Genomic DNA, 22,081 nt, shown 5'->3' with positions numbered 1-22,081 from the left:
CCAAAATATTTTAACCACATCTTAAACGTACTAGTTAACACCAAACTTTGGATGTTAAAGTTTATTAATATCATTCATCCACTTTCTTAATCCTCTCCACAGTAATATACTCATTTGGAATTACGATCTGCTTTTCAATATTTTTAACTTTATAAGAAATCAAAGTATTTTTACCAATACCTTGAAATAAGACTTTGATATCTTTAAAAATAAATATTTGATCTTGGTTAAGCTCTTTGGTTGTCGTTTTAGGTAAATCAATTAAATTCGCATAAGGAGCTTTGATATAGAGTGTCGCTTTTTCGGTACTGACACCTGTTTTTTGCATTGTATAATCCAAAAATAACTTACCAATATCTCCAATCAAAAACATCGGAACAAGCGGTGTCAGAACAATAAAAAACGTCATTTGTATACTGTCTTTAATATGTATTTCTAATCTTTTAAGTTTGGTCGTTGCAAAGGTTTTAAGGTTATCACTCGCATTTGGATCATCAATTATTTCTTTTAAGTTTTCAAATTTATTACTAAATTCTTTTATTTTCAGCCGATTTATATAAAAAGGATAATAAAATAATGCAATGAGAGCAGATGTAAGTGCTACATATAGGCTAATTTTCCAATGTAATAACAGCAAACCTCGAGTGACATATAAAAAGTAAATTGATATAAACAATGTAGTTATACTAATCTTTGGAAAAGGGAGCTTTTTTCCTATTCTTATATGAGGTGGTAAATATTTATCAACTGTACTGAAAATTAGATATACCAATGGGGTGAGAGATATACCAAAGAAAAATAATACCATGCTCAATCCACCATAGACGAGGGAACATGCCACAAAAATCAGTAAAAAAACAAGGGTATCACCAAAGCTAATTTCCGATGGTATGTAACCAATGCTTACTAGATACGCAACTAAACACATTATTCCAATCGCAATAATAGCCTTAATGCTTGTCAGTATAAGTTCATGCCACTGATGAAAATTATTTAAAAGTCTTAATGCTAATTCATACATAAGTTATTGAACCAATTCTAATAATGATATTTATAATTTCTCTAATTTAACTGCCTTTATCTTTAATTATATATCTTTTTTTTAACTTGCCTTTCCTCCCAATCCTTATAACTTGTTTTTGGTTCGCCTAAAAGTTTCCATACAGTAGGTCCTGCTGTTGGGCGACCAAACAACATCGCTGCAGGTGTTGACGTACTGGTAAAAGCAACATCTTGGGTAAACTCTATTTTCTCATCATCGATTCGAATCATTCCCTTATCTATTAAAGATTGACGTTGATTAATAATATAATTGTGTTGAGATTGAGTTTGTTGTTTCTTTCCAATAGATCCTTGGCGAACATAAAAAACTCCATCCTTGATATAAGCCTGCCCCGCTACTTTATGATCACGGCTTGAAATCATAAACTCTACATCACCTCGCTCTTTTAAAGCTAATATAGAATTACTTTGATGATCAGGAATAGAAGTAATAGGTGTAAGAACATTGACACCTAAAGCAGGTAAAACAAAACTTAAATTATCAAAGAACGTTTCCATATCCGAAATATCGGCATCAGATAGCTTTCCTGCATAGTTTTTAAGTTCTTGCTTGTTTTCTAATTGGTACAAGGTTTTTTCTTTAATGAATTGATAAGTTCGATACTCTAAATAAGCACAATGTGTTTTGGTTAAAGTCGTATCCTTACACTGAACGAGAATCACTGTATCCCAAAAATCTTTATTATAGTCATGGTGTTGCATTCTTAGGATACCATTAACAGTTTCCCCAATATAGACACTGTACTTTCCTTCAAGCTCTTGGGCTTTACTTATCAAAAAGTAAATTCCTGAGCCGTGCGCATCTTCTTTTTCAATGAGTTGCTTTAAACTTGCTCTTGGTGCTGCATAAACATAGCCCGTCCAATTCATAAGCTCAGCTCTTACGATACCGTTATGCTGTCCATCTACATAAAACAGACGAATTTGACGACCACGCTTTTGCATTTTTTACCCTTAGAATAAATTGTCTTAAAACCAAAGCACAAACAAATTTTTATAGGTTAATTTTATCTATCAAAAGCATATCATTAATTTAATAGTCACTTGCAAAAATATCTTTTCTAATCATTATTAAAAACCCTACACATTTAGTTCGACTTTTTAAATCACGATATTATTATCGTAAATCAATTTATATATTACATCCCCTCCCTAAAACCTCCCCCACACCCATTTGACTAAACCCACCCTAAAACTTATCATTCAACTGCTGGCCTACATTGCCAGTCGGTTTTGACAGACCGTTTCCTAAGAGCACTAAAAGAGTTCATCTTTTGGTGTGAGTTCTCGTGCTCCCTCTGCGGTAGAACGGGAGGGGGACACCTTCGGGTGTGCTGATTCTTAGGTTCAGTCTGTCAACCCCCTTTCGTTCTGCCACCATAATCAATTGACAGTGATTCGGCAGGACTTCTTTAACCTAAGGAGTAGTCGATCATGACTCAACATTTCTTATTTTTATTTCTTTCTCAAAAACGTTTTAGGCATATCCCCTGCCTTCGGCAAACGTCATAGATTTATTTCAGCTTAGATTGATCTAAAGGCATAACTGCACTTTGGACAGGCAAACTACGCCTTGAATTCGATCAAATCGCTGAATCTAAATTTAAAAAATAATCACAACAATAAATGAGAGAGAATCATGAACATTCAGACTTCAATTTTAATCATCACCTGTTCACTCCTGACGCTCGGTTGCGCCAGCAAATCAAAACGTGAGTTTATCTGGCGTACTAATTCTTTTGATCGTCGGTGGATTGCTGCTTAAATCCAAATAGGCTTTGACCATCATCACCTTTTATAAAAAATAAAAAGGAGAATGACATGAAACTTCAGCTACAAATCATTATCATTGCCATCTTGATGGTTGCCCTTGCAGGGATTGTGTATATTTTATTGACCCATTCCCAACAAGCCCAACGAGAGAACTATGCTAAAGCAATGCTTCAGCCTGATCAGCCCCAAAGCTCGGCATCAGAAGCCACTGTCACAAACACCTCACAACATGATTCTTTACGCCTTTCTACACCACCTTTAACAACAAAAGCAGTAAAAGCATCATCAAAATCAGCGATGAACATGCAGCATTGTGGTTCAAATGAATACAGCGTTGATTGTAACAATCCTACATACCCGCTGATCTGGTTCATGTACACCGCAGATCCAAGACCCCATATAGATCAGATTATTAGTATTGAATTTATGAAAGCCCATCAATTCAGGGATCTGTGGATAGATGAGTTAAAGATTGCAACAAAAGATGGTCGATCTTGTGAAATTGTGACTTGGGGAGCGGATGGTGAAAACCTGACGGATGAGGGTTTGAGTATTATTCTAGATCACTGCCCAACCAAACAGATCAAATATGTTGAACTTGAAATAGAAGGTCAGCTTTATCGGTTCACTTAAGTCCGGGTATGGTCTATCGAAAACATCAAACACAGATATGATGTAACTTTGACTGAAACCGATTTGTATTGGACACCTCGGTTTCTATTCCAATCCGATTGAATGGAACAATCAGAAACTGTCTCACTTCTACCCACTTGTTAGCTTGATCGAAAAATAAGAGCTATCTCGTTTCAGTCGGCATCACTACATCTGCTGACTGACACACCTCTTGCCACTTGAGTTTAAAATCATCAATGGCTTTTTGCCGGGTTAAAGGAATTTGATAAATCGGAACATCCTTTGCATCGTCAATCATACCTTTTAACAATACCTGTTCTTTGGGAGACAAGGCTTCAGGATTAAAGTCCACATCATCCAACGACAAACCACGTTGACGTAACTGCATTAACATTTCGGAGGTCTCTTCAACCAACTGACATTCATTCGGAACTTCAGCATGTGCGACCGAAACCAAAAATAATAAAATACTGAATCTTTTCATTCTCAATTGTTCTGATTTTAACTTCATTGAGTTATACGATATTTAACCGACTTTTTGAAGCAAATAGATACATATCCACTCAATGAATCAGACAATTCCCTATTTCAATTCATACTTTCTTGAATTAGTATCAAGTGAAAAGAACTTCTCGTGACATGCATAGGAGGTGAAATACAAAATAAAAATCATATAGATGTAATATTCTCTTTAGATAATGATGATGCAGTAACTCTTAGCGATTCAAACAAGTTTATGACATAAAACTGCTATTCGGGAGCCATAATGAATAACAGCGCCAATTATGTAAGACAAGTCAAAAATGCTAAACGTGGTGGATACACCCCAACAATTGCCAAAGATGTAAATAAACATAAAATTCAGAAAGCTATCCAGTTGATTGAGCAATGGAGAAAACTCGCAAACGAATTGAAACCCCAAATGCAATTTGATATGGCAATCACTCTAGAAGAATGCGCACAAGATTTAGATCATATTTTGAGGAGAAAATAAGTCTATATTTTTAATATCGGATAAAGATTTATTCAAATTCACTTAAAACCATAAGGCTTACATTACCGTAAGCCTTTTTGCCAGCATACAGCGTTCACCTGTATTGCTTTCATTTACTTTAGGTCAGTTTAGGCTGAATAATGTATATGCTCAGATTGTTCCAGAAGATGTTTGACATCAATCCACACCATTGACAGAAAGATAAGATCACTCACGATCAATTTTTTATGGTTTGGTTTTAAAAATACTTAAAAAATAATATGTTTTTTTGAAATAATAAATACTTCACTATTTACATATCAAATCAACTTTGATACAAATAATGCATATTATTTCACATTAAAAAATAAATACCATGAAAAATTTCCAGATCATTTTATTTGCAATTTTACTGCTTGCCAACAGTGTGGTTTTTTCAATGACAATTTTTGGCTAAACCTCTGAAACCATCAAAATTTTAACATTACACGCTAGATCGCTTTATACACCCATCTATGTTTTATCTATCATGATTTAATTTTTTAATTTCCTTTAATCAATCTTTCGGTATCACAGCGCTCGAAAACATATAAAAAGTCTTTGATTTTAAATAAAATTACTCAACCCCAATTAAGTGCTTATTTTTTGGCTTGCATTCTTATCATTTTTCTGTAGAATTCTCGCCACGTTGCCGGCATAGCTCAGTTGGTAGAGCAACTGACTTGTAATCAGTAGGTCCACAGTTCGAATCCGTGTGCCGGCACCATTTTTACTTAGCCTCGCTTTTTAGTGAGGCTTTGTTGTTTTTGGCGGATGCATTCATCATGCGTATTTTAAGTCAATTGAGACGGTTCAATCGAACCGACTATCGTTATATTTTTACCGCATTGACCTGTATATAACGCATAATCCCTTCTGCAAATAAGGTCTTACATAGCTTTGCGGTCATTTGTATTTTAAATTGGTCTAGCCCCCGCCCCATGTCTTTTCTTGAAGCAATATATTGACTGAACCCTGCAAATACCGCAGTGGACAGATCTTGAATATTGATCTGCTCAAAATGATGCTGCGCCAAGGTTTGCTGAATCTGCTGCTCTGTCATTAAAGCGTTGAAGCGTACATCTGCGGCTTTAAGTAAATAACGATATTTGAGTTTTTGTTTTGAATTTAAATGCGCATCTGACAGCATCAGATAATGAAAACCTAAACGTCCTTTTGAATTTAAAAGGGGTGAGACTGAAGCCAAGAAGGAATTTAAATCGCTGTGATAGGCCGCATCGATACACATCACCACATCAAAAAGATCTGAAAATGAATTTCTGTTTAAATTCAAAAATGATTGGCAATGTACTGCTTTAAGTTGCGGTAGCTGTTTTTGAATATGATCGACACACTTTGGCTGTAACTCTACCGCTTCAAGATCTTTGATCTGATGCTGTGCTAACCAATACTTTAAACTCGCACCTTGCCCACAACCCAAATCCAGCACACGATCATGTGGTTGTAGTTGTACCGCTTGCGCAAGCCGTTCTGCCAACTGCTGACAGGCTTGCGGATACGATGCTGTAGTATCGGTCCAAAAACCGAGATTGGTCCAAGCACATTCAGCCGTATCGCCCAACATCTCTGCATTGATTGCATATTTATGTTGGGGAAGCTGCTGCTGAATTGCTTGAATCCATTTCATGGTTAAATGCTCAATCTATCGTGCTTGGTCATACACCATTGGATTGATTTAGTCTTAATAACCCAGTTGTGGTGCAACCTCAACATTAGGCTTTAAGCCTTTAAATGGCAATGGGGCATTAAAAATCTCTGCAATATGCATGGCAGAAGTCACCGCAGACTCTAGAATCGGTAAACCATCACATGACCATGAACCGCAATAAAACACTTTGCGATTTGCCACTTTATGACGTGCTTGTAACTCTTTATTCAAGGCGACCGTTTCCGAATCAACTACAGCACGGGTTAAAGTCACCGTAGAAATCACTTTCTTGGGATCAATGGCTGTCACTGGACGCCATGTCTGAAACACTGGAGATTTGCCGACAAGGCTCGGTTCGATCGAATTCAGCCAGACTGTAAACTGTTGCTTGGTAAATTTACGGTCCATCATATAACTCAGCACTGACCAGTCTTTACGATTGGGCGGCATCACCGTTGCATCGGTATGCATCACCAATTCGCCCTGCTCAAACTTAAACTTTTTCAAAAGTTCAATGTCATCAGCAAACTGTTCAGCATTTAAAAAGCTTTCCAATTTATTGGTCGGTGTAGCCACCACAACACGGTCAAATTGGAATTGCTCACCTTGGGCATTTTTAACCAATACACCTTCGCCCTGTTCTTCAACAAGCCTAATTTCAGAACTGCTGTGTATATCAATGCCTTCAATTAATTTATCGACAAAAGCAGGAGTTCCCCCATGCAAACGCAGTAAAGCATCGCCATCGGTCAATTGCTTTAAAAAGATTAACAGCGGTTTTGCTGGCCATTCACCAATGGTTTTAGGGTCACAGGTACAGATGGTATAGAGCACTGGCATCACTGCTCCATGCCAAAATACTTCTTCGATTTCATTATGATTGATAAAATCAGCGAGGGTAATCTCCTGATTTTTAGATTTAAAAAACTGAGAAATGGCTGTTTTAAGTTGCAACATGCCTTTCACTAAGCGCCATCCGTACTGCTTGATGCCTTTGCGGTTATTGATAATCGGAAAATTACCAATCCGAGTGCGTGATGTGGTCAACCAAGTTTCTGTCTTGTCTTCAAATAACCAACTGCACGCCATAAAAGTGCGGACAGGAAATGTTTTTATACCCAAATGTGTCGCGAGGCTCAGTGTATTTTTCCATAAATGTGGATTCATCACACGTAATGGCGCATCAATTAGACCACCTTCAAACTCAATACTGTGACTATCCATACCACGACCAGGTAATGCTTCAAAGATGGTAATGTGATGACCTGCATCTTTAAGAATTCTTGCGGTAGCTAGGCCAGCCATACCACTACCAATCACTGCAATATCCAAAGTTATTATCCGTGCGTAACCATTTTTTTTATTATGAGCTATAGCGGATTAAATCGCGGTATTAAAAAGTTCCACATTTAACTTTTTTTGTTGGAAATTTTTTAGAAAAAAATGCTCATTTTAAGCTTACCATTCATCGGAATCCTAAACAGTGATCAGGTGTGCGATCTACATGATTTATATTTCATTTTTATTTTCATATATTCAAAAATTCTGTTAAAAACATGAAGATAATTTAACTATTTATTAAAAAATCGTTTACAAACCATATTTTCTTATTTATGATTTACAGCATAAAAATGATAATCAAATCACATTTACAATAAAAACAAATAATTATGACAATACCGACAATAAAAGAAACTACAGCATAAAAAGGATCTCTATAGTGTGGAATAGAGATCCTTTTTTTTCACTTGGAAAAGGGTTTATGGAAAGAAAATTTTGACCTTGCTGTCGCAATATGTATCGATCATTCTTAATGGTCATGATCATAATTTAAACAAATAAGCAAATGTGTGCTTTACTTCACATTTTTTATTAATTATGATGCATGAAATACATTAAAACCACCAGATAAAAATACAGATTCCGAATACAAGAAAACTACAGCGTGAAGAGCTTTTGATTGATGAGATCAAAGCTCTTTTTCTTTTTTAGCTAGTGCTTGTTTCGATTTAAAGTATAAAAAAAGCGGATTTTACAATCCGCCTTCGTTTAAGCTTCAGCTGCAATTTCACCGAATTTACCTTGATTGAAATCGTTAAACGCTTGTACGATTTCTTCTTTGGTATTCATCACAAATGGTCCATAACCTTGAATAGGCTCATTCAATGGTTTTCCTGTCAACACCAAAAACTTAGCGTCTTGCACCGCTTCGAGTTGGATTGCAGCATCGCCATCTTGATCAAACATGACAATCGAACTGTCGAGTACTTTTTGTGTACCGTTGAGCAACATTTCACCTTCAAGAACAACCACCAAGGCATTATGGTCCACTGGAACATGAATAATCTGCTCATGACCTGCTTTTAATTGACCATCCCAGACATTCACAGGACTGAAGGTTGATGCAGCGCCTTGTTGTTCAGCATATTTTCCAGCAATGACACGTAGATGACCTGCATCATCATCAAAATCAATCACTGGAATATCCTGCGCAGCAATGGCCTGATATTTCGGTTGGGTCATTTTATCTGCCGCAGGTAAATTCACCCAAAGCTGAACCATCTCAAAAATTCCGCCTTTTTCAGTAAATTCATGTGAATGGAATTCTTCATGGACCAAACCGGCACCCGCAGTCATCCATTGCACATCGCCTGTTTTAATCGTTCCACCACCACCATGTGAATCTTTATGTGTCACTTCACCTTGGTAGGCAATGGTCACAGTTTCAAAGCCACGATGAGGATGCGAGCCCACACCATGCTGTTCATGACTAGGTGCAAAAGTATACGGTGCAGCATAGTCCAAAAGTAAAAACGGGCTGATTGCCTGACCTAGACGATCATACGAAAACAAGCTTTTTACTGGAAAGCCATCACCCACCCAATGCATATTTTGATTGCGGTATACACCGATAATTCTTTTCATCTCAATACTCCTATCTCTAGGCTCTAATATGATTGTATTTTATGTTTTTTAAAGTGCTGGATATAGGAATCCATCAATACACTGTATCTCAAAAATAGGACATTAGCCCCCAATACTCAGCCTTACATGCCCAATAATAATCTTATATATAGGATTATTTATCTCGTTTTTTAGGCTTATTTGTTCAATATAAACCCCTTAAGATAAAGTTCATACAAAGCAGTTTGTTTTGTTTTTAAGCATAATTTCAACTTTTTTAAAGTCAGGATATAAAAAATGGGAAAACCTTACGTTCGTTTAAATAAAGAAGATGCAGCCGTATTGTTGGTCGATCATCAAACGGGATTACTGTCTTTAGTCCGTGATATCGATCCTGATAAATTTAAAAACAATGTATTGGCACTGGCAGCAGCAGCCAAATATTTTAACCTTCCTACCATTTTAACCACCAGCTTTGAAAATGGTCCCAATGGTCCGCTTGTACCTGAACTAAAACAATTGTTTCCAGATGCACCTTATATCGCTCGTCCAGGTCAAATCAATGCTTGGGACAATGAAGACTTTGTCAAAGCGGTAAAAGCAACGGGCAAGAAACAATTGATTATTGCAGGGGTTGTCACTGAAGTCTGTGTGGCTTTTCCTGCACTTTCTGCACTTGAAGAAGACTTTGAGGTCTTTGTCATAACGGATGCTTCTGGCACATTTAATCCACTTACGCGTGATTCAGCATGGGATCGTATGAGCAGTGCGGGCGCACAGTTAATGACTTGGTTTGGTGCTGCGTGTGAGTTACATCGCGACTGGCGTAATGATATCGAAGGCTTAGGTACATTATTTGGCAACCATATTCCTGACTATCGCAATCTCATCAACAGCTACAACCAGAATACTTCTCAAAAATAAGACAATCCATACTCAAATAGAAATGTAAGCCCTTACATTTCTATTTTGAGTGGATATGATTGAGCATATTTTCCTATCAATGATATGATCTAAAGCGACTTCATTCAGGGATAAAACTGTGCATTCTTTTGATGACTACTATTATTTTTATTTGGTTGTAAAGCACGGCGGATTTAGTGCTGCAAGTGAAGCCAGTAATATTACCAAGTCAAAACTCAGTCGACGCATTCTGGATTTGGAAGCAAAATTTAATGTCACTTTGATTCAACGCTCGACACGTCATTTTAAAGTCACCCCTTTAGGACAGGAGTTTTTTGAAGAGTGTTCAAAAATCATTGAGCAAGCAGATACTGCACAGAATGTACTGTTAAAACAGAAAGTTGAATTACAAGGGTTGATTAAAATTAGTTGCCCACCCGTCATGTTAGAACACCAAGTTCGTCCTATTTTAAATCGGTTTTTAAAGAAATATCCCAAGGTCAATGTTGAATTGGCACTGACCAGTCGACGTATTGATGTGTTACATGATGATATTGATCTGGCGATTCGTACCAATTTCACCATGAATGAAGACTCTAGCATCATTGTTCGCGACATTATTAAAACGACCCATTGTTTAGTCATTAGTCCTGAACTTTTGGGTGATCGTAAAATTCAACATGTGACTGAATTATGTGAATTTCCCAGCATTGTCTTAGGTACCGACAAACAGCACTATCATTGGCATTTACATCATAATGAGCAACAGGAAGAAATTGATATTCCACTACAGCCGCGTATCAAAAGTAATGATCTGATGGGGGCTTATTATGCAGTTTTAGATGGTTTAGGTATTGCCGATTTGCCATATTTAACGGTAGAACAAGATATTCTTTCAGGCCGATTAATCCATCTTTTACCGGAATGGTGTTCCAATATAGGGACTGTACAACTGGTTTATGCCTCAAGAAAAGGACAACGCTTGGTGATGGAAAAACTCATTGAAGACCTTGTTGAAGGCATCCGTGCTTATGCACCTCAACATGAGGGTTATCTACTATAAAACCCATTTAAAAATAAAAACCAGAAGTAATACTTCTGGTTTTTTGATTCTAAAAAAAGATTGAACAATTAGATTTTACCAATCAGATCAATCGATGGTGCAAGTGTCGCATCGCCTTCTTTCCATTTAGCAGGGCAAACTTCACCCGGGTGTGCATGTACATATTGTGCAGCTTTGACCTTACGCAATAACTCTTGTGCATCACGACCAATACCGCCAGCATTGATTTCAATGATTTGAATCTTGCCTTCCGGATCGATCACAAAGGTACCACGGTCTGCAAGACCTTCAGCTTCGATCAGCACTTCAAAGTTTTTTGCCAGTGCCCAAGTTGGATCACCGATCATTGGGTATTGGATCTTTTTGATTTCGTCTGAATTGTCATGCCAAGCTTTATGGGTAAAGTGTGTATCGGTCGATACTGAATAAATTTCTACTCCCATTTTCTGGAATTCAGCATAATGATCGGCCAGATCACCTAACTCTGTTGGGCAAACAAAGGTAAAGTCTGCAGGGTAGAAAAACACCACTGACCATTTACCCAAAAAATCTTTTTCAGATACTTCAGTAAATTCACCGTTTTTATATGCAGTTGCGTTGAAAGCTTTAACTTCAGTATTAATTAAACTCATTGGGTCTTCCTTCAATAGGTTTCAGGGATTGCTTGTCTGTGAAACCACTATACGAAAAATAATTAAATCGGTAAAACTGTAGTTTTTAATAAAATAAATCGGTTTTATAAATTAACAAACTTTCTCATTCTTCGTGAAAAGCAGCTTGACCTCGCAAGATTTAATCTGTAGATTTTCTTTTTGCGTGGACTTTAAAAATGACGTTCTCAGCTATTTTGGAGCAATTCCAAAACCTTCCTTTTGGTACCGATGCATTTAAACAATTGAAAATAAACTGTGAAGATCAAATTCTTGATTGCGAATCAGATTTTGAGAAAACAGCTTTGTTTATGATTTATGGCTTTGCCAAAAACTATGTTTTACTCTATGAAGATCAAGCCATCACCGCTGAGTTTGCAAGCAAAGCAAAATCACAATTACTTGAGTATATGCATCAGTTCAATACAGCACTTCGCACCAACAGCAGTCAAAAAATTCTCGAAACCTATAATCAAGTGACCAATCACTATATGCACAGCTCGCGCATTTTTTAAATGACCAGTTTTTCACTTAAATGCATTCAACAAGGTTGATCATTCAGCCTTGTTGGGTGAAATCGACATATATTCAATATATTGCCAAAAACGGTTTAAAGCATTCATGTAGTATTCGTTTTAGCAGATACCTGAGCATTGAAATTCTTATTTTTGTTGTGATCATAAAAACTATCCATGATCAGTTCTATATAGCAAAGCCTTGTTTTAGTTTCCGATTTCAGGGTATCGATCATATTTATCGCGACTTTTCTCCTCTTTTCTCATTTGAGACGGAGAATAACCAAAGTGCTTTTTAAAGCGATTGCTAAAATGACTACTTGAGCTGAATCCGTATTGTTCTGAGATGTCCACCAAACTTGCTGTCGTTTGTAGTAAAGCCTGGTGAGCCAATTCTAGACGACGTTGCATCACATATTGATGAGGTGGTATCTGCATGGATTGCTTAAACATATGCGCAAAATGATATTCACTCAGTTGAGCCTGTTGAGCCAAATCAGATAAGGTCAAGCTGTGCTGAATATGCTGATCAATCCATGCCAACAAGTGTTTGAGTGTATAAGGTGACAAGCCTCCCTTGATCTCTGGCGCCTGCCACTGAGCAGCACTGTAATTTTTAATGAGATGATTCAGCAACAGTGTCGTGGCTGTACTCATTTGCAGGTGATTTTCACTCTGCTGCCAAGTCGTATTTAATAAAAAGTGACGATAGATCATGGCAATCTGTGGATCAGCGACAAAAATTTGCGGGTCTAGAATAATTTGACTCGGTTCACGGTCCCATACCTGTTCGGCAACGCGTTGTAGATGTTGCTTGGTATAGTAAAGGTGTACAAAAGTAAGGGAATCACGTAAGTCCCATGTGGACTCAAAATCATGTGGCATCAAACACATACGATCGGGACCACCGCCGTTATGCCAACCTTGTGCCGTCTTTTGATAACTGTGATAACCCCCTTGAATATACATGCTTAAGGTATGGTGGTTACTGCAAACACTGACGCGGTCTTGATCATTTTGCCACATGGCCAATTGCATACCGGAACCCAACTCAACCGAATCAAGCAGTTGCGCTTTATGCTGTTGCAATTGATCGAGAATCTGATATTTCATCGTCTATAGGCAGTATTAAATTTGAATATTTTGAGTAGGACTTCAGGCTTATTTTATCATTGATATAAACATGTGAGTAGAAAAAAACCACAAGATCATGATAGCAATCACAAGGAGGTACAAGAAATAACGGGCTTAAATCAAGCACAATAATGTCGATCGTTTGAGTTTGATTGAAAGAATATGAATGCACTCTTATATGTGTTGGTCGTGGTGATCTGGGGAACGACATGGATTGCAATTAGTCTGCAACAGCAAAGTGGAATATCGGTGAATGTAGCGGTGTTTTGGCGCTTCTTTATTTCAGCAATGTGTCTATTTGCCTTGATTCTTTTGTGTCGAAAAAAGCACAAGTTGGCTTTAAACGACCATTTATTCTGCATGCTGCAAGCTTGCTGTATTTTTGGTTTCAACTTTGTTTGCTTTTACTTTGCAGTTCAATATATCAGTAGTGGTTTAGAAGCTGTCATTTTTTCGATGGCAGTGATTTTTAACACACTCAATGCCAAAATTTTCTTTAAGCAAAAGATTTCTAAAAGTTTTTATCCTGCTGCTCTGCTCGGTGGCTTGGGGATTATTGCCTTGTTTTGGCATGATGTGATGGGAAGCAGCTTAAATCAATATACGTTGATGGGTATAGGTCTTTGCATATTGGGAACCTATGGCTTTTCTCTGGGAAATATGATCAGTACGCGCCATCAAAAAAAAGGACTCGATATTTTTACCACCAATGCTTACGGCATGTTATATGGTTCAATCTTAATGGCATTGATCGCAGTAATGAAGCAGGATGAGTTTTTCCCAAGCATGCAACTCAGTGCAGTCAGCGCTTTATTATATTTGGCTGTGTTTGGCTCAGTGATTGGCTTTACTGCTTATTTCTATTTAGTTGGGCGTATTGGTGCGGGTAAGGCGGCTTATAGTACCTTGTTGTTTCCATTGGTCGCATTGGTCATTTCAACCTTCTGGGAAGGCTATCAATGGCATATCAATGCTGTGATCGGGGTAATTTTGATTTTATGTGGCAATGCGATTTTCTTTATAAAATTGCCGAATTTTAGGCTATCTCAGATACTTAACCGAAGCTAAATAACTAAAGGTTTGATCCCAACACAAAATAAAAATCGCCGCGCCTATTGACCCAATACGCGCGGCGATGTATTTCAGCAAGCTTTTGAGTTTAAATTACTTTGGATAAAATTAATCTCAAACAGCCTAGCCAATCCTTGAGATATATGATTCAAAAGGGATACACACCATAACTTAAAAATAAACATTTATTTTCAATAATTTAATAAAACCATGTAAAGTATTTTGTTAAATTTAATAGCTAAATCTTCAAAAATTTAACATTTATAAAGGATGTACTTTCTAATAATGATTCTGTAATTCACAATATTGGAATCAATCTACAAATATTACATCCATTTGATTCAATAGCGGCTAATCTTTCCTTCTTAAGACTATAGCAGCATCTTCACATATAGATTGATCCCACATAACAATAGGGTTTACTTTTAATCTTTCAACAATTGTAGTTTTAAAACCTTTAACATCTCTTACTGGTCCATCACCAAAATGTGGATGACATATAACACCATCATCTTTTAAAATTTTACTAAAAATAAGATAATGATCATCATAAGAAAAATTAGCATATTCAGAAATACCTCCATAGTCATAAGCATCATTGAATATAAAATCATATTCTTTTTCAGGTAGATCAATTAATCTCCAATCCCCTAAAGTTGCTACTACTCCACTATTCTCTTGAGTAAATGCAAGTAAATCTTTGAAGATATTAGCTTCTATTTCGACTATATGATGTTTCGTAGGTATAAGATGCTTTTGAATTAAACTACCAGAAATTCCAAGACCAAATCCTATTTCTAAAATAGAATCAGTACAAAGATTTAATTTTTCCAGAATGATAAACATTTTCTTAAAATAATCTTCCTCAGTACGAGACATTATGATTTCATTATTCCAAACAAGAAGATCCTTATTTTTTATATCAAATTTCAACTTAAAATTTTTAACTTCCGAATTATCCATTGGAACTTCCTCACATTGATAACAATACTCTTTTTTACATTTTTCTATATATCATTTCATAGTAATATTAAAAACAACCAAATAAAATATATATTTTTCAGTCAGATATACCTTAAGTGTATTTCTATAAAGCTTCTGTATAAATTTGACACAATCTATTTTTTAAAATATTTTTCATTTAATTTCAATAAGTTATATAAATTATAACACTCATTAAAATCTATAACCTATTTATTTTATTTGTTTTTTTCAAATTCTATTTTATAATTAGATCAATAATTAAACGAGTGCACTATCATGCAGCCAACTACACAGTCAACAGTAAATGTTAATAGCATCAAGCAACCAGCTTTAAATAGTGTCGTGTTACAACGACTAATTAAAGAGGTAAAAATGGAAAAAGAACAAATGTCATGCGTTGGCGGTAACTATGACCGAGTTCATAACCGACATAATCGCTAATAATGTTCAATAATTTAGATACTCTGTTAATCAAGGTTGCTAGCAGATGTAACCTTGATTGCAGTTATTGTTATGTATATCAAGGTCAAGATCAAAATTGGGTTAACCAACCTAAAAGAATTAGTAACGAAACAATTGATTCTATTTGCAAAAGTATAGATCAAGTCACCTCATTTCAAAATAATGGTTTCGCGGTTGTACTACATGGTGGTGAGCCATTACTATTAGGTTCTGTAAAATTAAAAGAATTACTTTCAAAATTACGCAGAGTTTTGCCTAATTATGATAAGTATCCAATAGCTATCCAAACAAATGGGATACTATTAAGCGATGAAATAATCGAAATCTGTAGTCATTATAAAACTAGCATTTCTGTAAGTTTAGATGGTGTAAAGAAATCAAATGATATTGCTCGATTCACACATGATGGGCAAAGTTCATTTCAAAAAGTTATAAATGGCATAGATAAGTTAATTGCCCATCCTGAAAATGATTTTTTATTTTCAGGAACATTATCTGTGATTCAGCCAACTACATCACCTGTCGAAAATTATGAATACTTAAAAAGTATAGGTAGTAAAAGTATTGATGTACTTTTACAGGATGGCAACCATACGTACTTACCAAAAGGCAAAGAAAATTTTGAAAGTTTAGAATATGGTAGATGGTTGGGAGAACTATTAGAGCATTATCTGAATGACCCTAATCCAGTTCCAATTCGCTTTTTTGATGATTTAATAAAAATAATTCTTGGAGGAAATCCTGACAAAGAGGGAAAAGGAGAAAACTCTTATGGAATTTTAGTAATTGAGACTAATGGAGACATCCGTAAAAATGACACATTAAGGGCAACTTTTAATGGTGCTGATTACTTTGAGAATAATCCTAATATTAATGTGGCGAATGCCTTATTAAATGTTCTAAGATCTAATGAGTATAAAGAAAGTTCTAAAATTCAAAAGCCTACATGTAAAGATTGTATCAACTGTGAAATAAATTTCATTTGTGGTGGCGGGATGCCTTTATCAAGGTGGAGTAAAGAAAATGAATTCGACAATCCATCTATTTACTGTGAAGATCATAAACACTATATTTATAAACTATTAAGTTTAATGGGGATTAAATGATTAATATTTCAAAAGATATACCTCTAGAGATATATCCTTATAAACATTTTTTTTCTAATTATTCTATAGATGAATGTTTAAAAGAAAGCATACAAAATTGGCTATTAAATGATGCCCAATGGAACTTAGTAGAAGCCAGTTTTTATACACAATATGAGTTTAGTTTAAAAGATACTGAATTACCGAACTTCCTAAAATTTATAATATCAACTGAATATCTTTCAGACTTAAAGGCAAGGATAGAAAAGATTTATGCAGTTGATTTACTTGACAACATTGATGTAGTAGCTCATAAATTAACGAAAGGTCATGTCATAAAAATACATAATGATTTTCTAAATGAAGACTCAATAAAAGAAAGTCACAGACTACTTATGCATTTCAACTCGAACTGGAATGTTGAGAACGGTGGATTATGTATGATCTTCACTAACAATGATGCATCATCGATACATAATATAATAGTTCCTACAGGAAATTTACTACAAAGCTTTGAAATATCAGAAAATTCTCATCATGCTGTAAGTGAGATATATTCAGGAGATCGACTCACTATTATTTTTACTTTTTATTCGAGATAATTTTCATGCATAAATTTTTATATCCGTCTAAAGAGAATATTTTAGATTTATTAGATAGTGATATTCACTATAGAAACTACAATACTTTTGACTATATAAATGACTTAAATAACTTAAATGAAAATTTATGCATATTACAAAAGTTACCAGACTACATGTCTAATATTTGGTCAGATATTGGCATTAATCTTGATCAAACATATGATCTTAAAAATTCAATGCTACAAATTAAAGATACTTTTGAATATATTACCAAATATGATAATGATCATATGGGTTTTTATACAAAGTCATTAATTAAGTCGATTCATTTATTAAAAACAGAAAATGATTATAATGATATTAGTTTTAGCGACCCGAATTTACCTTATACAGTTTTCATAAATTTACCTGATATTAATCTAAAAAATTGGCTTGAAAGGACTGTAGAAAATTTGATTCATGAAACTATGCATTTACTACTATCTTTATTAGAAAAAAAATATGATTTCTATCTTTCGACAAATAAAAAAATATATTCTCCTTGGAAACATGAACCTCGAAATAATAAAGGAATACTGCACGCTGTTTATGTATTTTCGCATCTAAAAAAATTCTGGGAAAAAGTCTATATTTCAGAGAAAACTTCCTTCTCAAAAAAACGCATAGAAGAAATTCAGAAACAATTAAGTCTTCTAAAAGTTGAAAAACTAACAGATTTTTATTCCAAAGATGGCTTAAAACTTTTAAACCTCTGTTTTATTTAATAAAAATTTTAAATTAAAGATTATAGTATAAATTTATTTATCTAATCATATTCATATGTAGAAAAATTTTTTCACCTTTCGTAATGGTAGGCTCAAAAAATCTTTTAGGATATTGAATGCTTTGGTAATCCCCCCTCAAAATAATTGAACTCAAAAGTAGAAAATCGAATAATCCTGTTCAAGGAGATTTTTTATGAAAACATCTAAATATTCAGACAGCTTAATCATGAGCATTTTAAAACAAGCTGAATCAGGAACACCTGTGCCTAACTTATGCCGTGAACATGGTATGAGTTCCGCTACATTTTATAAATGGAAAGCGAAATATGGAGGTATGGATATTTCAATGATGACACGACTTAAAGAATTAGAAGCTGAAAATGCTCGTCTGAAACGTATGTATGCTGACGAACGTCTTAAAGCAGATATTCTTCAGGATGCACTGTCAAAGAAGTTATAAAGCCTGCACAACGTAAATCTCTTGCTCAGCGAGCCGTTGAACAATTTAAGATTTCAGTGAGTAAAGCTTGCTTCATCTTTCAACTTAGTCAAACCTGTTATCGTTATAAAGCTCAATTAGATGAGCAAAATAAGATGATTGCAGACTGGCTACTGAAGCTCACCAACGAGAATAAGACTTGGGGCTTTCAGCTTTGCTTCTTGTACCTACGTAATGTCAAAGGCTATTCATGGAACCATAAACGTGTTTACCGAATTTATAAGGAGCTTGAGCTTAACCTACGAATTAAACCAAACAAACGCATTCAGCGAATAAAGCCTGAACCGCTTACAGTCCCATCAACACCAAATGAATCGTGGTCAATGGACTTTATGCATGACCAACTGAGTGATGGTCGCAGTTACCGAATTCACAATGTTATTGATGATTATAACCGTGAGTCACTGGATATATTGATTGATTTTTCTTTGCCAGCTCAACGAGTGCTGAGGGGATTGGATCAATTAATTGCATGGCGAGGTAAGCCAAAACGTATCCGTAGTGATAATGGACCCGAGTATGTTAGTGATTTGATGGAAGCATAGTGTACTCAACATGGAATTGAGCATGTATTTACTCAACCTGGTCATCCACAACAGAATGCTTATGTAGAACGCTTCAACAGGACGGTTAGATATGAATGTTTGAATCAATATTTATTTAGAGAGCTTGAAGAAGTTGAAGACTATACAACGATATGGCAACACTTTTATAATCATGAACGACCACATATGTCAGTTGATGGTAAACCACCTAAATTTAAACAATGATAAGAACTTTGGCTTTCTACTTATAAAATCAATTAAAAATGGGAGTATTACCCTTTGGTTATAGCTTTTGTATGCAGTGTGCTTTGCTGCACAAACCTATCTCTAAAGGCTTTTCCCACAATATAATTTCCAAATGAATAAGCCTACACCTAAAATTTATCGTACAACCAATTGGTCTTCATACAACCAAGATCTCATTAATCATGGAAATATGCCATGTGGTTTGATCCTAATACTTAGTGTTATGAACAACCGCAAGGAAAACAAGGTAGAAATCAAACATACTCTGACACAGCAATCCAATGTTGCATAATCATTAAATCTTTATTTCGTCTATCTTTAAGTACGGTCACTGGCTTTGCTCAAAGTCTCATTAAACTTTTGGCTTGGAATGGACTAAATATCCAATAATTTTGGACTGCACCCCTATCCTAGACAAATATGATCTATTCTTTTTGCATAGAAGAAAACATTATGAGTGGACAACGTTATACCCCAGAATTTAAAGGTGAAGCTGTAAAATTGATTACTAAGTGCGGATATTCTATCACTCATGTCACAGAACATTTAGGTGTACACACCCCCAACACAGTATTCATAAATAGCTAAAGGCAGTACAGCCTTAACACAATAATACTGAGGAACATGAACTGCCAGAGGCTAAGAAAGAAATCCTTCGCCTTAAAAGTCATCCCAAACAAACTGAAGATGAACGGAGTTTTCTAAAAAGGCAACAAGTTACTTTGCAAGCCTACCTGACTAAAGTATCAGTTTATCCTAAAATACAGCCATCAATTTAAGATTAAAACTATGTGTCGGATTCTAAAGATTGCTCGTTCTGGCTACTATAGTTTGGATGCCTGAACCCGAATCAGGCAGGACCATTGAAAATAAACGGTTATGCCACATTACGCTGGATTTTAAAGAGCTAGGTGAAAGCTGTGGATCTAATCGTGTGCTGAAGATCATGAAACACAATGGTATTGCCGCTGTTCGAGGATACTCAAGTCTTTTTAAATCATATTCTATGCAATTAAACTTCTAACTAGTTGATAAAATCCTAATGAGTTTAGCAACTAGTTGTCTTGTATTCGCTTGCTCCTGACCATCCAGTAAAGACTGAACAAGATTGACTAAAGTATTTGTTGTTATTTCTACATCAGCATTGCTATCACTTACATTTTTATTTTGCATATAAATATTCATACATTGAATTAAAAGTGTACTCGGTGGAGATATAAATCCACTTTCATACTTTGATATTAATGACTGTTTACTGCCTACTCTTTTCGCAAAATCTTTTTGGTTTTCATTAAAATATTCTTTTCTAGCAAATTTTATCAGTGATTTTGCTTGAAGATTATCAGCATTAATTTGCATATAACGAGCCTTTTTGATAATATTCATATATTGAATATTTATGCTATCTATAATTATAGTCAAGGTCAAGAGTAGTTAGCTTTAATAGATGGCTTTTATTAATGATTTAACCTAAAATTTAATTAAGCCAAATAGTTTTGAGGAGATCTCAAATGGCAAGTGCAGAACAATTGAAAGCATTATTAAAATCACACATGGATGGTGATGATGCTCATTTTTATTCAGTTGCAATGCAAGTCGCTGCTCGTGAAGCAAAAATGGGGCATGGTAAGTTAGCTCTTGAACTAAAAAAAATTATCGAAAATGCAAAGAAAAAAAACTCAATAGAAAATACGTTAGAAAAAAATAAAGCTGTTATTCATATCGCTCAGCCTAGAGGAGAAGTAGCAAACTTATTAGAAGTTTCTTTTCCTATTCTTAAAATTAATGACATGATTTTAACTCCACCAGTAGCTAGACAGTTAGATCGAATAATCTTAGAACAAAGAAATGTGCATAAAATTAAAAATCATGGTCTTCATCCTCGTCGAAAACTACTTTTAGTAGGACCTCCTGGGGCTGGGAAAACTATGACAGCATCAATGCTTGCTGGGGAGCTTGGTCTTCCTTTGTTCATTGTCCGCTTAGATGCTCTTATTACAAGATTTATGGGTGAAACCTCAGCAAAACTTCGTCAAATTTTTGATGCTATTAGAGATACTAGAGGGATATATTTTTTTGATGAATTTGATGCTATAGGCTCTCAAAGAAGCTCAACAAATGATGTAGGAGAAATGCGGCGTATTCTTAATAGCTTCTTAATTATGATTGAACAGGATATATCGAATAGCTTAATTATTTCTGCAACAAATCATCCTGAAATTTTAGACTATGCATTATTTAGACGTTTTGATGATATTATTGAATATGAATTACCGGATATTGATCAAATCGCCGATGTCTTAAAAATTAGACTAAATAACTATATGAATAATCGTATTAATTGGAAAAAATTAGCAGTGCATGGCGTTGGTTTGAGTTATGCTGATATCACTCGGGCGTCTCAAGATTCTATTAAAGATGCTGTAATTCGTGATCTTAATAAAGTATCAATTGATGATGTAATCTTTCATTTAAATGAAAGAAAAAGTGCTAATTTCAATAATTTTGTAAAATAAAGAGCAT

General features: G+C 35.1%; 22 protein-coding genes, 1 tRNA gene and 2 pseudogenes. 15 read left to right on the top strand and 10 right to left on the bottom strand.

Going from position 1 to position 22,081, the window contains the following annotated elements:
• Positions 1-70: 70 nt before the first annotated feature.
• Positions 71-1,021: a hypothetical protein gene (locus IMO47_RS12355; RefSeq protein ID WP_196077057.1), complete on the bottom strand. Its 951-nt coding sequence runs from the start codon at positions 1,019-1,021 to the stop codon at positions 71-73.
• 62 nt (positions 1,022-1,083) lie between these two features.
• Positions 1,084-2,007, bottom strand: a complete 924-nt coding sequence (locus IMO47_RS12350) for a GIY-YIG nuclease family protein (RefSeq protein ID WP_196077056.1) — start codon at positions 2,005-2,007, stop codon at positions 1,084-1,086.
• A gap of 694 nt (positions 2,008-2,701) precedes the next feature.
• Here IMO47_RS12350 and IMO47_RS19875 point away from each other — a divergent pair.
• A complete protein-coding gene (locus tag IMO47_RS19875; protein ID WP_265092649.1) occupies positions 2,702-2,827 on the top strand; it encodes a hypothetical protein in 126 nt (41 codons plus the stop codon).
• Positions 2,828-2,883: 56 nt separating this feature from the next.
• The gene (locus IMO47_RS12345) at positions 2,884-3,468 is read left to right on the top strand and encodes a hypothetical protein (RefSeq protein ID WP_196077055.1); all 585 of its coding nucleotides are present in this window, start codon (positions 2,884-2,886) and stop codon (positions 3,466-3,468) included.
• Between the two features lie 163 nt (positions 3,469-3,631).
• On the opposite strand, the gene IMO47_RS12340 is transcribed toward IMO47_RS12345, so the two are convergent.
• Positions 3,632-3,979 (bottom strand): hypothetical protein, encoded by a 348-nt coding sequence (locus IMO47_RS12340; protein WP_196077054.1) that lies wholly within the window; start codon positions 3,977-3,979, stop codon positions 3,632-3,634.
• A gap of 255 nt (positions 3,980-4,234) precedes the next feature.
• On the opposite strand from IMO47_RS12340, the gene IMO47_RS12335 reads away from it, so the two are divergent.
• Complete coding sequence (locus IMO47_RS12335; protein ID WP_004826172.1) at positions 4,235-4,462, top strand: hypothetical protein; 228 nt, start codon at positions 4,235-4,237, stop codon at positions 4,460-4,462.
• 669 nt (positions 4,463-5,131) lie between these two features.
• Positions 5,132-5,207, top strand: a tRNA-Thr gene (locus IMO47_RS12330).
• Positions 5,208-5,312: 105 nt separating this feature from the next.
• On the opposite strand, the gene IMO47_RS12325 is transcribed toward IMO47_RS12330, so the two are convergent.
• The 3 genes from IMO47_RS12325 to IMO47_RS12315 all read right to left on the bottom strand — a co-directional run bounded on the left by IMO47_RS12325 (position 5,313) and on the right by IMO47_RS12315 (position 9,074).
• Positions 5,313-6,128, bottom strand: a complete 816-nt coding sequence (locus IMO47_RS12325) for a class I SAM-dependent methyltransferase (protein ID WP_196074813.1) — start codon at positions 6,126-6,128, stop codon at positions 5,313-5,315.
• A gap of 54 nt (positions 6,129-6,182) precedes the next feature.
• Positions 6,183-7,481 (bottom strand): FAD-dependent oxidoreductase, encoded by a 1,299-nt coding sequence (locus tag IMO47_RS12320; RefSeq protein WP_196074812.1) that lies wholly within the window; start codon positions 7,479-7,481, stop codon positions 6,183-6,185.
• Positions 7,482-8,198: 717 nt separating this feature from the next.
• Positions 8,199-9,074, bottom strand: a complete 876-nt coding sequence (locus IMO47_RS12315; protein WP_196074811.1) for a pirin family protein — start codon at positions 9,072-9,074, stop codon at positions 8,199-8,201.
• A gap of 276 nt (positions 9,075-9,350) precedes the next feature.
• Here IMO47_RS12315 and ycaC point away from each other — a divergent pair, with 276 nt between their 5' ends.
• Together ycaC and IMO47_RS12305 are read left to right on the top strand one after the other, a co-directional pair.
• Complete coding sequence (ycaC, locus tag IMO47_RS12310) at positions 9,351-9,977, top strand: isochorismate family cysteine hydrolase YcaC (protein ID WP_196074810.1); 627 nt, start codon at positions 9,351-9,353, stop codon at positions 9,975-9,977.
• Between the two features lie 118 nt (positions 9,978-10,095).
• Positions 10,096-11,019, top strand: a complete 924-nt coding sequence (locus tag IMO47_RS12305; RefSeq protein WP_196074809.1) for a LysR substrate-binding domain-containing protein — start codon at positions 10,096-10,098, stop codon at positions 11,017-11,019.
• 68 nt (positions 11,020-11,087) lie between these two features.
• Here the strand turns inward: IMO47_RS12305 and ahpC are convergent, their stop codons facing one another.
• A complete protein-coding gene (gene ahpC, locus IMO47_RS12300) occupies positions 11,088-11,651 on the bottom strand; it encodes an alkyl hydroperoxide reductase subunit C (RefSeq protein ID WP_196074808.1) in 564 nt (187 codons plus the stop codon).
• A 197-nt stretch (positions 11,652-11,848) separates the two neighbouring features.
• On the opposite strand from ahpC, the gene IMO47_RS12295 reads away from it, so the two are divergent.
• The gene (locus IMO47_RS12295; RefSeq protein ID WP_196074807.1) at positions 11,849-12,184 is read left to right on the top strand and encodes a hypothetical protein; all 336 of its coding nucleotides are present in this window, start codon (positions 11,849-11,851) and stop codon (positions 12,182-12,184) included.
• 207 nt (positions 12,185-12,391) lie between these two features.
• Here the strand turns inward: IMO47_RS12295 and IMO47_RS12290 are convergent, their stop codons facing one another.
• Positions 12,392-13,297: an AraC family transcriptional regulator gene (locus IMO47_RS12290; RefSeq protein ID WP_196074806.1), complete on the bottom strand. Its 906-nt coding sequence runs from the start codon at positions 13,295-13,297 to the stop codon at positions 12,392-12,394.
• A 183-nt stretch (positions 13,298-13,480) separates the two neighbouring features.
• On the opposite strand from IMO47_RS12290, the gene IMO47_RS12285 reads away from it, so the two are divergent.
• On the top strand, positions 13,481-14,386 hold the full coding sequence (locus IMO47_RS12285; RefSeq protein ID WP_196074805.1) for a DMT family transporter: 906 nt from the start codon (positions 13,481-13,483) through the stop codon (positions 14,384-14,386).
• A gap of 354 nt (positions 14,387-14,740) precedes the next feature.
• On the opposite strand, the gene IMO47_RS12280 is transcribed toward IMO47_RS12285, so the two are convergent.
• Complete coding sequence (locus IMO47_RS12280) at positions 14,741-15,352, bottom strand: hypothetical protein (protein WP_196077852.1); 612 nt, start codon at positions 15,350-15,352, stop codon at positions 14,741-14,743.
• A 464-nt stretch (positions 15,353-15,816) separates the two neighbouring features.
• Here IMO47_RS12280 and yhhB point away from each other — a divergent pair, with 464 nt between their 5' ends.
• From yhhB to IMO47_RS19665, 6 genes and pseudogenes are all read left to right on the top strand, one after another.
• Entirely contained in the window at positions 15,817-16,941 is a 1,125-nt protein-coding gene (gene yhhB / locus IMO47_RS12275; RefSeq protein ID WP_196074804.1) for a cyclophane-forming radical SAM/SPASM peptide maturase YhhB, read from the top strand.
• Positions 16,938-17,522 (top strand): cyclophane-containing peptide 2OG-Fe(II) oxygenase YhhC, encoded by a 585-nt coding sequence (gene yhhC / locus IMO47_RS12270; RefSeq protein ID WP_196074803.1) that lies wholly within the window; start codon positions 16,938-16,940, stop codon positions 17,520-17,522. The genes yhhB and yhhC overlap by 4 nt, the downstream gene beginning before the upstream one ends.
• A 5-nt stretch (positions 17,523-17,527) precedes the next feature.
• Entirely contained in the window at positions 17,528-18,268 is a 741-nt protein-coding gene (locus IMO47_RS12265; protein ID WP_196077818.1) for an HEXXH motif-containing putative peptide modification protein, read from the top strand.
• A gap of 193 nt (positions 18,269-18,461) precedes the next feature.
• A pseudogene (locus tag IMO47_RS12260) lies at positions 18,462-19,537 on the top strand (IS3-like element ISAbe6 family transposase).
• Positions 19,538-19,670: 133 nt separating this feature from the next.
• Positions 19,671-19,918 (top strand): annotated as a pseudogene (locus tag IMO47_RS19500) (transposase); the annotation flags it as partial.
• A 60-nt stretch (positions 19,919-19,978) separates the two neighbouring features.
• Positions 19,979-20,146 (top strand): transposase, encoded by a 168-nt coding sequence (locus IMO47_RS19665; RefSeq protein WP_347339648.1) that lies wholly within the window; start codon positions 19,979-19,981, stop codon positions 20,144-20,146.
• A gap of 432 nt (positions 20,147-20,578) precedes the next feature.
• Here IMO47_RS19665 and IMO47_RS12250 read toward each other — a convergent pair whose 3' ends face one another.
• The gene (locus IMO47_RS12250; RefSeq protein WP_196076211.1) at positions 20,579-20,917 is read right to left on the bottom strand and encodes a helix-turn-helix transcriptional regulator; all 339 of its coding nucleotides are present in this window, start codon (positions 20,915-20,917) and stop codon (positions 20,579-20,581) included.
• Positions 20,918-21,069: 152 nt separating this feature from the next.
• Here IMO47_RS12250 and IMO47_RS12245 point away from each other — a divergent pair, with 152 nt between their 5' ends.
• Positions 21,070-22,074 (top strand): ATP-binding protein, encoded by a 1,005-nt coding sequence (locus IMO47_RS12245; protein WP_196076210.1) that lies wholly within the window; start codon positions 21,070-21,072, stop codon positions 22,072-22,074.
• The last annotated feature ends 7 nt before the right edge of the window (positions 22,075-22,081 follow it).

Source organism: Acinetobacter sp. Res13-Abat-PEC15-P4-01, from assembly GCF_015676285.1.
Classification (GTDB): Bacteria; Pseudomonadota; Gammaproteobacteria; order Pseudomonadales; family Moraxellaceae; genus Acinetobacter; species Acinetobacter nematophilus.
This window is presented reverse-complemented; position numbering and strand designations above follow the sequence as displayed.

What these genes read in the sequence shown, in the direction of transcription:
- IMO47_RS12355 (WP_196077057.1), bottom strand. Translation starts at nt 1,021, where the DNA reads ATGTATGAATTAGCATTAAGACTTTTAAATAATTTTCATCAGTGGCAT.
- IMO47_RS12350 (WP_196077056.1), bottom strand. Translation starts at nt 2,007, where the DNA reads ATGCAAAAGCGTGGTCGTCAAATTCGTCTGTTTTATGTAGATGGACAG.
- IMO47_RS19875 (WP_265092649.1), top strand. Translation starts at nt 2,702, where the DNA reads ATGAACATTCAGACTTCAATTTTAATCATCACCTGTTCACTCCTGACG.
- IMO47_RS12345 (WP_196077055.1), top strand. Translation starts at nt 2,884, where the DNA reads ATGAAACTTCAGCTACAAATCATTATCATTGCCATCTTGATGGTTGCC.
- IMO47_RS12340 (WP_196077054.1), bottom strand. Translation starts at nt 3,979, where the DNA reads ATGAAGTTAAAATCAGAACAATTGAGAATGAAAAGATTCAGTATTTTA.
- IMO47_RS12335 (WP_004826172.1), top strand. Translation starts at nt 4,235, where the DNA reads ATGAATAACAGCGCCAATTATGTAAGACAAGTCAAAAATGCTAAACGT.
- IMO47_RS12325 (WP_196074813.1), bottom strand. Translation starts at nt 6,128, where the DNA reads ATGAAATGGATTCAAGCAATTCAGCAGCAGCTTCCCCAACATAAATAT.
- IMO47_RS12315 (WP_196074811.1), bottom strand. Translation starts at nt 9,074, where the DNA reads ATGAAAAGAATTATCGGTGTATACCGCAATCAAAATATGCATTGGGTG.
- ycaC (WP_196074810.1), top strand. Translation starts at nt 9,351, where the DNA reads ATGGGAAAACCTTACGTTCGTTTAAATAAAGAAGATGCAGCCGTATTG.
- ahpC (WP_196074808.1), bottom strand. Translation starts at nt 11,651, where the DNA reads ATGAGTTTAATTAATACTGAAGTTAAAGCTTTCAACGCAACTGCATAT.
- IMO47_RS12295 (WP_196074807.1), top strand. Translation starts at nt 11,849, where the DNA reads ATGACGTTCTCAGCTATTTTGGAGCAATTCCAAAACCTTCCTTTTGGT.
- IMO47_RS12290 (WP_196074806.1), bottom strand. Translation starts at nt 13,297, where the DNA reads ATGAAATATCAGATTCTCGATCAATTGCAACAGCATAAAGCGCAACTG.
- IMO47_RS12285 (WP_196074805.1), top strand. Translation starts at nt 13,481, where the DNA reads ATGAATGCACTCTTATATGTGTTGGTCGTGGTGATCTGGGGAACGACA.
- IMO47_RS12280 (WP_196077852.1), bottom strand. Translation starts at nt 15,352, where the DNA reads ATGGATAATTCGGAAGTTAAAAATTTTAAGTTGAAATTTGATATAAAA.
- yhhB (WP_196074804.1), top strand. Translation starts at nt 15,817, where the DNA reads ATGTTCAATAATTTAGATACTCTGTTAATCAAGGTTGCTAGCAGATGT.
- yhhC (WP_196074803.1), top strand. Translation starts at nt 16,938, where the DNA reads ATGATTAATATTTCAAAAGATATACCTCTAGAGATATATCCTTATAAA.
- IMO47_RS12265 (WP_196077818.1), top strand. Translation starts at nt 17,528, where the DNA reads ATGCATAAATTTTTATATCCGTCTAAAGAGAATATTTTAGATTTATTA.
- IMO47_RS19665 (WP_347339648.1), top strand. Translation starts at nt 19,979, where the DNA reads ATGATCTATTCTTTTTGCATAGAAGAAAACATTATGAGTGGACAACGT.
- IMO47_RS12250 (WP_196076211.1), bottom strand. Translation starts at nt 20,917, where the DNA reads ATGCAAATTAATGCTGATAATCTTCAAGCAAAATCACTGATAAAATTT.
- IMO47_RS12245 (WP_196076210.1), top strand. Translation starts at nt 21,070, where the DNA reads ATGGCAAGTGCAGAACAATTGAAAGCATTATTAAAATCACACATGGAT.